Here is a 12,593-nt window from a genome sequence, read left to right on the forward strand (position 1 = left end):
CACCGGTATTCACCGGTGCTTTTGGCCCTTCACTTGTCGAGGGATTCGTGAAAGCGTTCACATTCACAAGCAATTTGCACGTCAAACCAAGAGAGGTAGCAGCCATGGACTGGCGTCACAACGCCGTTTGCCGCGAGGAAGACCCCGAGCTGTTCTTCCCCATCGGCAACACCGGTCCCGCGCTGCTGCAGATCGAGGAAGCCAAGGCCGTCTGCCGTCGCTGCCCCGTCATGGAGCAGTGCCTGCAGTGGGCGCTCGAGTCCGGTCAGGACTCCGGCGTCTGGGGTGGCCTCAGCGAGGACGAGCGCCGCGCGATGAAGCGCCGTGCCGCTCGCAACCGGGCGCGCAACGCGAGCGCCTGAAGCCCCCTGACACGAGCCTGAGGCCGGCGGAGCGTACACCGCGTACGCACACATCTCCGCCCCCGAAAAGCAGCGCGCAGTACCCCCCGATGCGCAACTCATCGTGAGCTTCGAGCAGAGCCCCGGACCGATTCACCGGTCCGGGGCCTTTTGCTGTGCGTCACCGGGACAACCGGCGGGCCGGGACGCCCCATCGGCTCACTCCGGCGACTCGACCGGTATGTCGAGCACCACCTGGGTACCGCCCTCGGGCGCCCGCAGCATGTCGAAACTGCCGCCCAACTCCCCTTCGACCAGGGTCCGTACGATCTGCAGGCCGAGGTTTCCCGCCCGTTTGGGATCGAAACCCGCAGGCAGGCCCCGTCCGTCGTCCTGAACGGTGATCAGCAGCCGCCCCTCGGACCGCTCCCCCTGCCGGGCACCGCCGCGTCCCGCGCCGGCCGGGCCTTCACCGCGCAGGGCGGTGACCTCGACCCTGCCCTGCTCCCCCGGACCGAACGCGTGCTCAAGCGCGTTCTGGAGCACCTCGGTCAGCACCATGGCCAGCGGAGTGGCGACATCCGCGTCGAGAATGCCGAACCTTCCCGACCTTCGGCAGCGCACCGCCGGGGACAGTTCGCCCACCATGGCGAGGACGCGGTCGGCGATCTCGTCGAACTCGACCCGTTCGTCCAGATTCTGGGACAGCGTCTCATGCACGATGGCGATCGAACCGACGCGCCGTACGGCCTCGTTGAGCGCCTCCCTGCCGTGCGCGGAGTCGATCCGCCGCGCCTGCAGCCTCAGCAGGGCCGCCACCGTCTGGAGGTTGTTCTTCACCCGGTGGTGGATCTCCCGGATCGTGGCGTCCTTGGTCATCAATTCGCGCTCGCGCCGCCGGAGTTCCGTCACGTCCCGCAGCAGCACCAGGGAGCCGATCCGGTCGCCCTTGGGCTTGAGCGGGATGGCGCGCAGCTGGATCACGCCGACGCCGCTCTCCACCTCGGTCTGCCGGGGCGCGTAGCCGCTGGCGAGCTTGACCAGCGCCTCGTCCACCGGGCCGCGCGCGGGCGCGAGTTCGTCGGTGGTCTGCCCGAGATGCTGTCCCACCAGGTCGGACGCGAGTCCCAACCGGTGGTACGCGGAGAGCGCGTTCGGGCTCGCGTACTGAACGATGCCGTCGGCGTCCAGCCGGATCAGGCCGTCGCCGACGCGCGGCGAGGCGTCCATGTCGGTCTGCTCGCCGGGGAAGGGAAACGATCCGGCAGCGATCATCTGCGCGAGGTCGGACGCGGACTGCAGATAGGTCAGCTCCAGCCGGCTCGGCGTGCGCACGGTCAGCAGGTTGGTGTTGCGCGCGATCACACCGAGTACCCGGCCGTCCCGGCGCACCGGGATCGACTCGACCCGTACGGGCACCTCCTCACGCCACTCGGGGTCGCCCTCGCGCACGATCCTGCCCCCGTCCAGGGCAGCGTCGAGGAGCGGCCTGCGGCCCCTCGGGACCAGGTGGCCGACCATGTCGTCCTGGTAGGAGGTGGGGCCGGTGTTGGGGCGCATCTGGGCGACGGAGACGTAGCGCGAGCCGTCGCGGGTGGGAATCCACAGCACCAGGTCGGCGAAGGACAGGTCGGACAGCAGCTGCCACTCGGAGACGAGGAGATGCAGCCATTCGAGGTCCGACTCGTCGAGGGCGGCATGCTGCCGTACGAGATCGTTCATGGAGGGCACACAGCGAGCGTACCCGCGGGCCGCGGCGCCGAGCGGGACCCTCAGCCCGCCTGGCACCGCAGCCCGGAGCCACTACGGCCGACGGTGTGCGGTCCACCGGCCGTTTCCGGCGCCGGCGCAGTCAGGGCAGAGAGCGCCGGTCGCCGCCTACCGCCCTTCTGTGCGGTGAAGGACGGTCGCTTTGCCATTCCATTGTGGACTAGACCATTCTTCGGTGTCCAGGGCTCCGTACGCCGTGGCCGAAAGCGCTTCCCTGGCCGAAGCGTCCGGGAGCGGACCGGTGGGAGGGGCCCGGTGGGGAGCGGCCCGGCGGGGAGCGGCCGAGCGGGGAGCGGCCGGCTCAGCTGGTCTCGGTGACCTTCGCCAGCGCGCGGGGGGCGTCCGGGTCCTGGCCGCGCGCGATCGTCACCTCGTACGCGAGGAGCTGGAGCGGCAGGATCTCCAGGACCGGCTGGACCTCCTCCGCGATGCCCTCCGTCGGCAGGACGAACCCGGCACAGGCGCCGTCGACCGCTGCGGCGGTACCGACGGCGAACAGGTCGGCGCCCCGGCCGCGCAGCCGCTCCAGGACCGGCCGCAGGACGTCCCCGCCCCGGCCGTCGGGCACGACGGCGATCACCGGGGAGATGTTGTCGACCATGGCCAGCGGCCCGTGCAGGAGGTCCGCGCCGGAGTACGCCAGCGCGGGGATGTAGCTCGTCTCCATGAGCTTGAGCGCGGCCTCCTTGGCGGTGGGGTAGCCGTAGCCGCGGGAGGTGATGACCATCCGCTCGGCGAAGCGGTAGCGGGCGGCGAGGTCGCGCACCTCCCCCTGGCGGGCGAGGATCCGCTCGGCGCGGTCGGGCAGGGCGGCCGCGGCGGCGCCGTCACCGCCCGCGAGACCCTCCACGAAGAGATAGAGGGCCAGCAGGGTCGCCGTGTACGTCTTGGTCGCGGGGAGGGCCTTCTCGGGGCCCGCGAGGACGTCGATGTGGAACTCGCAGACGGCGGCCAGCGGCGAGTCGGGACTGTTGGTGACGGCGAGCGTGACGGCGCCGGCCTCACGGGCCGCGCGGGCCGAGGCCACGAGGTCCGGCGAGCCGCCGGACTGGCTGACCGTGATCACCAGGACGTCGGTCAGGTCGGGCTGCGCGCCGTAGGCGGTGATGGTGGACATGGAGGCGAGTCCGCAGGGCATGCCGCGCCTGATCTCCAGCAGGTACTTGGCGTACAGCGCGGCGTGGTCCGACGTGCCGCGCGCCGACAGCAGCACGAACCGGGGCCGCCGGGCGGCGATCTCCCGCGCGGTCCGCCGGATGGGTCCGGCGCCCTCGGCCAGGATCCGGCGCAGCACTCGGGGCTGCTCCGCCATCTCGCCGGCCATGATCACACCGGGCTGCTCGCTCTGCGACATCTGCCTGCCTCCACGGTGTCCGTCCCGCTCGCTCACGCGTGCGCGGCCGGCGACACGCGTCGCCGCGGGTCCCCGGCGCGCGGGTACGCGCGTTCCTCCGCTGTTCTCCCAGTCGACCACGCACGGAAGCGGACCCGCCATCCGGCGGCGGGGTCCGGTCTGCTAAATTGGTCTATACCACATGTCGGACGCGGGCTCGACCGCTACGGGGATGGGCAGGAAAAGCGTGGAAGTCGTCATCGTCCAGGATGCCGCCGCCGGCGGCGAGACCGTCGCTCAGAGCATCGCGCAGCTGCTGCGCGCCAAGCCGGACGCCCTGCTCGGGGTCGCCACCGGCTCGACGCCGGGCCCCGTCTACCGGGCGCTGACCGCGAAGGTGAAGGCGGGCGAGGTCGACGTGTCCGCCGCCCGCATAGCGCAGCTCGACGAGTACGTCGGCCTGCCTGCCGGCCACCCGGAGTCGTACCGCGCCGTGCTCCTGCGCGAGGTCGTGGCGCCGCTCGGGCTCGGCGAGGCGTCCTTCACGGGCCCCGACGGCAGCGCCGAGGACGTCCAGGCCGCCTGCGTCGCCTACGACCGCGCGCTGTCCGCCGCGGGCGGGGTCGACCTGCAGCTGCTGGGCATCGGCACGGACGGGCACATCGGCTTCAACGAGCCGTGCTCCTCGCTCGCCTCGCGTACCCGGATCAAGACGCTGACCGAGCAGACCCGGATCGACAACGCCCGCTTCTTCGACGGTGACATCGAGCAGGTCCCGCGCCACGTCATCACCCAGGGCATCGGCACGATCCTGGAGGCGCGCCACCTGGTGCTGCTCGCCACCGGGGAGAACAAGGCCGACGCGGTCGCGCTCGCCGTCGAGGGCCCGGTCGCCTCGGTGGTGCCGGCCTCGGCGCTCCAGCTGCACCCGCACGCCACCGTCGTCGTGGACGAGGCCGCGGCCTCCAAGCTGAAGCTCGCGGACTACTTCCGCGCGACGTACGCGTCGAAGCCCGCGTGGCAGGGCCTCTAGAGCCCGCGGGCCTCGCGCGAACCCGCGCCGCTCACGCTCCTCCCCCACAGGAGGAGACACGCCGCGCCCCGGGCGCGGCATGACGGTGCCGGGCCGCCCCACAAGGGCCGCCCGGCACCGTCGCGCTGTCCGCCGGAGCTCAGTGCGCCTGCCCGGCGATCACCTCCGCGGCCGCCCGCGCGCACACGCGGGCCGCGCCGTGCGTGGCGATGTGCACGGCGCCCCGGGGCGGGGCCACGTTCAGGCCCATCTCGACCACGGTGGTGCCGGGCCGCGCCGCGACGAGTTCGTCCAGCGCACGGGCCGCCCAGGGGTGGCGGTGCGCGTCCCGTACGGCGACGACCAGCGGCCGCTGGGCCGCCGCGCCGAGTACGACGGCCTTCTTGTACGTGTCCTCGGTGTACATCGCCGTACCGGTGCCAGGGAGCAGCTCCGCGAGCTCCGGGCCGACGCCCCAGGGGGTCTGCGTGCCGACCGCGATGTTGGCCTCCCCGCCGAGGACCGCGACGAACGCGGGCCCCTTCAGCGGGGTGACCGTGCCCGTGACCCGCACCGCGCGGCGCGCGGCGAGCAGACCGACCGGATCGCCCGTCGCGCCGGCCCCGGCCGCCGCGTCCTTGGCGGTCCTGGCCCGCAGCGTCCACTCGGCGAGCGCCCGCACCCGGGCCGCCGCGTCGGCCAGCCGCTCCTCGGGCAGTTCCCCGCTGCGTACGGCCGCCACCAGCGCGTCGCGCAGCCGCAGCACGGTTCCCTCGTCGAAGGGGCCGCCACCGACGCAGATGGCGTCGGCGCCCGCCGCGATCGCGAGGGCGGTGCCGTGCTCGGTGCCGTACGTCGCGGCGATGGCCTGCATGTCCATGCCGTCCGTGATGATCAGGCCGTCGAAGCCCAGTTCGTCACGGAGCAGCCCGGTCAGGATGCGTCCGCTGAGGGTGGCCGGACGGTCGGGATCGAGGGCCGGGGAGATGATGTGCGCGCTCATCACGGCCTTCGCGCCCGCAGCGACGGCGGCCCGGAACGGCAGCAGGTCGCGGGCGTTGAGCGTGTCGAGGCCCACGTCGATGCGGGGCAGCGAGTGGTGGGAGTCGACGGCGGTGTCGCCGTGCCCCGGGAAGTGCTTGGCCGACGCCGCGACCCCGGCGCTCTGCAGGCCCTCGACGTACGCGGCCGCGTGCCGGGCCACGAGCTCCGGGTCGGCGCCGAAGGAGCGCACGCCGATGACCGGGTTGTCGGGGTTGGAGTTGACGTCCACGGAGGGCGCCCAGTCCAGGTCGATGCCGCACGCGGTGAGCGCCCGCCCGAGTTCGGCGGCGACGTCGCGGGTCAGCGCCGTGTCGTCCACGGTGCCGAGCGCGTAGTTGCCGGGCACGGACGAGCCCTGGCCGACCTCGATCCGGGTGACGTCGCCGCCCTCCTCGTCCACCGCGACGAGCAGGCCAGGATGGTCCGCGCGCAGCCGGGCGGTAAGCCGGGCGAGCTGCGCGGCCGACTCGACGTTGCGCCCGAACAGGGCGACGGACGCGAGGCCTTCGTCGAGGCGGCGCAGTACCCAGTCGGGCACGTCCCATCCGGCGAAGCCCGGCTGGAGCACGGCGAGCGCGTCGCGCTCCAGGGTGCCGGCGGCGGTGACGCCGGTGGCCGCGGCGGTCATCCCTTCACCGCCCCCGCGGTCAGGCCGCTGCCGGCGCGCCGCTGCATGAAGAGAAAGACGACCACGACGGGCACGGTGAAGAGGCTGGCGGCGGCCATCGTGGCGCCCCAGTCGTCACCGAAGTTGGTCTGGAACTGGGTGAGCCAGAGGGTCAGCGTCTGGCCGCTGTCCTTGTTCAGGATCAGCACGAGCGCGTACTCGTTCCAGGCCGTGATGTAGCCGAACAGCGAGGTGGCCATCAGGCCGGGCGCGAGCAGCGGCAGGACCACCCGGACGAACGCCTGGAAGCGGGTGCAGCCGTCGACGAGGGCGGCCTCCTCCAGCTCCTTCGGCACGGCGGCGATGAACCCGCGCAGCGTCCAGACGGTGAAGGGCAGGACCATCATCATGTAGAAGAGGGTCAGCGGCAGCAGGCTGTTGAGCGCGTCGGAGTCGCGGACGATCAGGTAGACGGAGATCGTGAGGACCTCCCAGGGCGCCATCTGCGCGACCATGATCAGCAGGATGAACGCCTTGCGGCCCTTGAAGCGCATGCGCGCGACCGCGAACGCCGAGAGCGTCGCGACGATCAGGGAGAGCAGTACGGCGCCGATCGTCACGGTGAAGCTGTTGCGCACGAACGTCCAGAAGCCCGGCGCGTGCACGGCCCTGGTGAAGTGGCTGAACGTGCCGTGCACCGGGAAGAGGACCGGCGTCGAGGAGACGATGTCCAGGTCCGGCTTGAAGGCCGTCGTCACCATCCAGTAGATGGGGAAGATGAAGAAGACGAAGAGGACGACGGCGATGACGTTGGGCCAGAGCCGGCCGGCCAGGGAGCGCCTCACAGCTCGTCCTCCTCTTTCAGGATGACGCGGAAGTAGTAGGACATCAGGGCCACCAGGATGACGATGGTGAGCATGGAGATGGCGGCACCGGTGCCGAAGTGCTGGTTGCCGAAGCCCTCGACGTACGCGTAGACCGGCAGCGTCTCGGTGAGTCCCTCGGGACCGCCCGCGTTGAGCGCGTAGACCTGGGTGAACGCCTTGAAGACCCAGATGATCTCCAGGAACGTGGTGCTCAGGAAGAACGGCTTGAGCATCGGGAACACCACTTGCCAGAAGGTGCGCCAGGCGCTCGCGCCGTCCATCCTGGCCGCCTCGAAGATCTCCGCGGAGACGGTCGTCAGCCCGGCGAAGAGGTTGAGCGCCACGAAGGGGATGGAACCCCAGACGATCATCAGGGTGATCACGGCGAACGTGGAGAGCTGGTGACTGAACCAGTTGTAGCCGTGCATGGAGTGCCAACCGATGCCGTTCAGGCCCCAGTTGACGACACCGTTCTGGGTGTCGAACAGCCACTGGTAGACCGTGGTGCCCGCGACCTGCGGCATCGCCCAGGCGAAGACGAGGCCGAGGGAGAGAAGCAGCCGCATCCGCTTGCCGAGCCGGTTGAGCAGGAGCCCGATGAGCGTGCCGGCCACCATGATGAGGACGACGTTGGCGGCGGTGAACGCGACCGAACGGCCCGCCGTGTGCCAGAACTCGGAACTCGTCAGCTGGTCGGTGTAGTTGCCGAAGCCGTTCCACACCGTGGTGTGCTGGATGAGCTGGAACGGTTCGAGCGTCTGGAAGGAGATGATCAGGTTGCGGAGAAGCGGGTAGCCGAGCAGCAGCGCCGTGGCGACGAGCGTCGGCAGCAGGAGCAGGTACGGCACGAAGTGCGCGCCGCGCCCCGTACCCGACGGGCGGACGGGTCTGCCGGGAGCCGTGCTCCCCGCGGTGAGTGCGGTGCCGGCCTCGGGCGGGGTCACCGCCGGATCGGGCCCCCTGGTCTTGGTGCCTCTGTACTGCGCGGCCATGCTTCTCGCTTCCTCGTACCGTCCGCTGCGAACGCGTCAGCCCGCCGCCGTCCGCCCGCCGCGCTCCGCGGGGAGGCGGGGCGCGCGGCGGGCGGAGGGACGTTCGGGCCTGCTACTTCTGGCTGAGCCGCTTGTCCATCTCGGTGTCGGCCTTCTGCGCGGCGGCCGACGGGGACTGCCCCTGGAGCACGCCGGTCATGAAGAGCGTCGTGATCGGGTTGGGGGCGTTCTCGACGCTTCCCCACGCCGGGATCAGCGGCGTCGTACCGCCGTTGGCCGCGGCCGCGGCGGAGACGGTGCCGAACTCGTTGCCCGCCAGGTTGGTGTTGAGCGCCGACTTGTTCGGGACGACGCCACCCTCCTTCGCGAGCGCGCCCTCGAACTGGTCGGACATGGCCAGCTTGAGGAAGTTCAGCGCACCCTTGGGGTTCTTGGTCCCCTGCGAGATGGCGAGGTTGGAACCGCCGAGGAAGACCGCGGCGGTCTTGTCGGCCGTCTTGCCCGGTACCGGGAAGTAGCCGATCTGGTCCTTCAGCGCCGGGTTCTTGGCGAGGGCGCCCGCGCCCTCCCAGCCGAGGCCGATGAACGCGCCGACGTCGCCCTTGGCGAAGACGTCGGACTGCTGGGGCGTCGCCTCGTCCTTGTCCTTGGGCGCCGTGCCGAAGGAGTTGAGCTTCTTGTACAGGTTGATGGCCTGCGCCGCCTGCGGCGTGTCCAGGTTGGCCTTGTAGGTGTCGCCGTCCTTCTTGACGAGGTCGGCGCCCGAGTCGAGCAGCAGACCGTCGAAGGCGTACCAGTCCTGGCCGGGCAGGTACAGCGCGTCCTTGGTGCCCTTGGCCTTGATCTTGGTGAGGTCCGCGAAGAGCTCGTCCTGCGTCTTGGGCGTGGCGGTGATGCCCGCGCCCGCCCAGATCTTCTTGTTGTAGATCACGACGCGGCTGGCCGCGTACCACGGCACGGCGATCTGCTTGCCGTCGAAGACCGCGGACTTGGCCATCGCGGGCAGCCAGTCGGAGGCGCCGAGCGCCGCCTTGTCGCTGTCCAGCGCCTTCAGGCCGCCGGTCTGGGCGTAGTACGGGGTCTGCGTGTTACCGACCTCGATGACGTCCGGCGGAGTGGACTCCGACAGCGCGGTGGTCAGCTTCTGCTGGATGCCGTCCCACGGCTGTACCGCGATCTTGACCTTCTTGCCGGGGTACTTCTTCTCGTACGCCGCGGTGATCTGCTTCGTCCAGTTGGGAGGGTTGGAACCACTCATCAACCACACCGTGATGGTATTTCCGGCGTCCCCACCACTCGCCTTGCTGTCGCTGCCGCCGGAGCCGCCGCACGCGGCGACACCGATCATGATCCCCGCGACACCGATCGCCCCTATGAGCTTCCGCTTCACGTCACCCTCCTCAGGGAATCCCGCTACCCCCCGCCCACCGCGAAGACTGACGACACGTGCTGCCCGGGCCGGGACGTGGTCTTTAATGGTTTAGACCAGTACGGGGAGCTTGGCCTAGACCTTTAGGGGTGTCAAGGGTGTATAAGAAGGGCTGTCGTGTCCGTTATCGGACCGACACCTGAGGGAGCGCGGGCCAACTCCCGACCACGGAGCCGTGTCCCAGCACCGCGCCGTGCCACCATGTGAGCCGCGACAGACGGAGGAGCCGGTGACGGCAGGAGCACAGGAGCCGGGAAGGCAGGTCATGGCGGACGGGGGAACCGGCACCACAGGGACCGAGAGTAGCGGCGCCGCCGTCACCCGCACCGCCCGGGTACCAAAGTATTACCGCCTGAAGAGGCATCTGCTGGACATGACACGGACGATGCCGCCCGGCACGCCCGTACCGCCGGAGCGCACACTCGCCGCCGAGTTCGACACCTCCCGCACCACGGTGCGCCAGGCACTGCAGGAGCTGGTGGTCGAGGGCCGGCTCGAACGCATCCAGGGCAAGGGCACATTCGTCGCGAAACCCAAGGTCTCGCAGGCCCTGCAACTCACCTCGTACACCGAGGACATGCGCGCGCAGGGCCTCGAACCCACCTCGCAGCTCCTGGACATCGGCTACGTGACGGCCGACGAGAACCTCGCCGGACTGCTGGAGATCACCACCGGCGGCCGGGTGCTGCGCATCGAACGCCTGCGCCTCGCGAGCGGCGAGCCGATGGCGATCGAGACCACGCACCTGTCCGCGAAGAGGTTCCCGGCGCTGCGCCGCTCACTGGTCAAGTACACCTCTCTGTACACGGCGTTGGCCGAGGTCTACGGGGTGCGCCTGGACCGGGCCGAGGAGACGATCGAGACCTCGCTGGCCACTCCGCGCGAGGCGGGTCTGCTGGGCACCGACGTCGGCCTGCCGATGCTGATGCTCTCGCGTCATTCGGTGGACCAGCGGGGCGAGGCAGTGGAGTGGGTGCGGTCGGTCTACCGGGGCGACCGCTACAAGTTCGTTGCCACGCTCGAACGACCGGCCGGCTGAGGGGCCGCCGCGGCCGGCTCTGAAAGAGACCGCCGAACCGGACCCCCGGCGGGCCACGCCGGGGTTGTCCGATGATCCGCTGGTCGACTCGCGGGTGACCGTTGCCGTTCCGATACCCGGACGGGGGGTGACGCGACGCTTGTCCCGCGATTGGATGGCCCCCGCAGTACCAGCTGATCAAGCAAGGGGGACGGCAGCCCATGACCGAAGTTCCGCAGGAGCCCGACACCCCGGCGGGCGGCGAACGGCCCCCGACCGTGACGCCGTTGCGCGTCGTCATCGGCGTGTGCCTGGTGATCCCGTTCGTCGCCATGCTCTGGGTGGGTTCCTACGCTCGGGTCGACCCGACGTTCATCGGGATCCCGTTCTTCTACTGGTACCAGCTGATGTGGGTGCTCATCACCACCGCACTGACGATGACCGCCTACAAGCTCTGGCAGCACGACCAGCGTTCCCGCGCGGCCTCCCGCGCCGGGCGTGAAGGAGGTGCCGCACGATGAACGGCGGTGTCAACGGCGTCGCTCTCGGCGTCTTCATCTTCTTCTTCCTCGCCGTGACCGTCCTGGGCTTCCTCGCGGCACGCTGGCGCAAGGCGTCCAACGAGAACAGCCTGGAGGAATGGGGCCTGGGCGGCCGGTCGTTCGGCACCTGGGTGACCTGGTTCCTGCTCGGCGGCGACCTCTACACGGCGTACACGTTCGTCGCGGTACCCGCGGCGATCTACGCCGCCGGCGCGTCGGGCTTCTTCGCCGTCCCGTACACGATCCTCGTGTACCCGCTGATCTTCACGTTCCTGCCGCGCCTGTGGTCGGTCTCGCACCGGCACGGGTACGTCACGCCGTCGGACTTCGTCCGCGGCCGGTTCGGCTCGAAGGGCCTCTCGCTCGCGATCGCCGTCACCGGCATCCTCGCGACCATGCCGTACATCGCGCTCCAGCTCGTGGGCATCCAGGCCGTCCTGGACGTGATGGGCATCGGCGGTGGCGCGGACACCAACTGGTTCGTCAAGGACCTGCCGCTGTTCATCGCCTTCCTCGTGCTCGCCGCGTACACGTACGTGTCCGGGCTGCGGGCCCCGGCGCTGATCGCGTTCGTCAAGGACAGCCTGATCTACATCGTCATCCTGGTCGCGATCATCTACATCCCGATCAAGCTCGGCGGCTTCGACGACATCTTCGCCAAGGCCGCGCACGCCTTCTCGCAGGTGAACCCGGCCACCGGGAAGCCGAAGGGCGCCCTCGCGCCGGCGGCCACCGGGCAGTGGGGTTACGCGACGCTGGCTCTGGGCTCGGCGCTCGCCCTGTTCATGTATCCGCACTCCATCACGGCGACCCTCTCCAGCCGCAGCCGTGAGGTGATCCGGCGCAACACGACCATGCTGCCGCTGTACTCGCTGATGCTGGGCCTGCTGGCGATCCTCGGCTTCATGGCGATCGCGGCCGGGGTGAAGGTGACGAACGGGCAGCTGGCGATCCCGACCCTGTTCGCGCAGATGTTCCCGAGCTGGTTCGCGGGCGTGGCGTTCGCGGCGATCGGCATCGGCGCGCTGGTACCGGCGGCGATCATGTCGATCGCGGCGGCGAACCTGTTCACGCGCAACATCTACCGCGACTTCATCAAGCCCGACGCGACACCCGCCCAGGAGACCCGCGTCTCCAAGCTGGTCTCCCTGCTGGTGAAGGTCGGCGCGCTGGTCTTCGTGCTGGGCATGGACCAGACCGTGGCGATCAACTTCCAGCTGCTGGGCGGTATCTGGATCCTCCAGACCATGCCGGCGATCGTCAGTGGCCTGTTCACCCGCTGGTTCCACCGCTGGGCGCTGCTCGTCGGCTGGGCGGCGGGCATGGTGTACGGCACGCTCGCCGCCTACGGGGTGGCGAGCCCGACGCAGAAGCACTTCGGCGGCTCGTCCGCGGAGATCCCCGGCATCGGGCAGATCGGCTACATCGGCATGACCGCGTTCGTGCTGAACGTCGTGGTCGCGGTCGTCCTGACGTTCGTCTTCAGGGCGTTCAAGGCGCCGGAGGGCATGGACGAGACGACGGCGAGCGACTACGTGGCCGACGCCGGCGACAAGGACGTCGTGGTGGAGCTGCCGCCCGCGCCGGTGAACTGACCCCGTACGCGAGGCTCGTAGCGGTACGTACGGCGGCGGGCCGC

Annotated in this window: 11 protein-coding genes; 5 read left to right on the forward strand and 6 right to left on the reverse strand. The window is 70.3% G+C overall.

Annotated features, from left to right (window positions below):
• Positions 1-104 precede the first annotated feature (104 nt).
• Positions 105-362, forward strand: a complete 258-nt coding sequence (locus OG310_RS11145; RefSeq protein WP_003953983.1) for a WhiB family transcriptional regulator — start codon at positions 105-107, stop codon at positions 360-362.
• Between the two features lie 198 nt (positions 363-560).
• Here OG310_RS11145 and OG310_RS11150 read toward each other — a convergent pair whose 3' ends face one another.
• Positions 561-2,063, reverse strand: a complete 1,503-nt coding sequence (locus tag OG310_RS11150; RefSeq protein ID WP_329460124.1) for a sensor histidine kinase — start codon at positions 2,061-2,063, stop codon at positions 561-563.
• Between the two features lie 349 nt (positions 2,064-2,412).
• Positions 2,413-3,465, reverse strand: coding sequence for an SIS domain-containing protein (locus OG310_RS11155; protein ID WP_329455723.1), 1,053 nt, complete (start codon positions 3,463-3,465; stop codon positions 2,413-2,415).
• A 226-nt stretch (positions 3,466-3,691) separates the two neighbouring features.
• On the opposite strand from OG310_RS11155, the gene nagB reads away from it, so the two are divergent.
• Complete coding sequence (nagB, locus tag OG310_RS11160; RefSeq protein WP_329455724.1) at positions 3,692-4,477, forward strand: glucosamine-6-phosphate deaminase; 786 nt, start codon at positions 3,692-3,694, stop codon at positions 4,475-4,477.
• Positions 4,478-4,616: 139 nt separating this feature from the next.
• Here nagB and OG310_RS11165 read toward each other — a convergent pair whose 3' ends face one another.
• From OG310_RS11165 to OG310_RS11180, 4 genes are all read right to left on the reverse strand, one after another.
• A complete protein-coding gene (locus OG310_RS11165) occupies positions 4,617-6,128 on the reverse strand; it encodes a glycoside hydrolase family 3 protein (protein WP_329455725.1) in 1,512 nt (503 codons plus the stop codon).
• A complete protein-coding gene (locus OG310_RS11170; RefSeq protein WP_329455726.1) occupies positions 6,125-6,952 on the reverse strand; it encodes a carbohydrate ABC transporter permease in 828 nt (275 codons plus the stop codon). Before OG310_RS11170 ends, OG310_RS11165 begins: the two co-directional genes overlap by 4 nt.
• Positions 6,949-7,965, reverse strand: a complete 1,017-nt coding sequence (locus tag OG310_RS11175; protein WP_329455727.1) for a carbohydrate ABC transporter permease — start codon at positions 7,963-7,965, stop codon at positions 6,949-6,951. The genes OG310_RS11170 and OG310_RS11175 overlap by 4 nt, the downstream gene beginning before the upstream one ends.
• 112 nt (positions 7,966-8,077) lie before the next feature.
• Positions 8,078-9,355: an extracellular solute-binding protein gene (locus OG310_RS11180; protein ID WP_329455728.1), complete on the reverse strand. Its 1,278-nt coding sequence runs from the start codon at positions 9,353-9,355 to the stop codon at positions 8,078-8,080.
• A 304-nt stretch (positions 9,356-9,659) separates the two neighbouring features.
• Between OG310_RS11180 and OG310_RS11185 the strand changes: the two genes are divergently transcribed.
• The 3 genes from OG310_RS11185 (at position 9,660) to mctP (ending at position 12,549) form a co-directional block, all read left to right on the forward strand.
• A complete protein-coding gene (locus tag OG310_RS11185; protein ID WP_329460125.1) occupies positions 9,660-10,433 on the forward strand; it encodes a GntR family transcriptional regulator in 774 nt (257 codons plus the stop codon).
• A 200-nt stretch (positions 10,434-10,633) separates the two neighbouring features.
• Positions 10,634-10,933: a DUF3311 domain-containing protein gene (locus OG310_RS11190; protein WP_329455729.1), complete on the forward strand. Its 300-nt coding sequence runs from the start codon at positions 10,634-10,636 to the stop codon at positions 10,931-10,933.
• Entirely contained in the window at positions 10,930-12,549 is a 1,620-nt protein-coding gene (mctP, locus tag OG310_RS11195; RefSeq protein ID WP_329455730.1) for a monocarboxylate uptake permease MctP, read from the forward strand. The genes OG310_RS11190 and mctP overlap by 4 nt, the downstream gene beginning before the upstream one ends.
• Positions 12,550-12,593: the final 44 nt, after the last annotated feature.

It is taken from the genome of Streptomyces sp. NBC_01497 (assembly GCF_036250695.1).
In the GTDB taxonomy this organism is placed as follows: Bacteria; Actinomycetota; Actinomycetes; order Streptomycetales; family Streptomycetaceae; genus Streptomyces.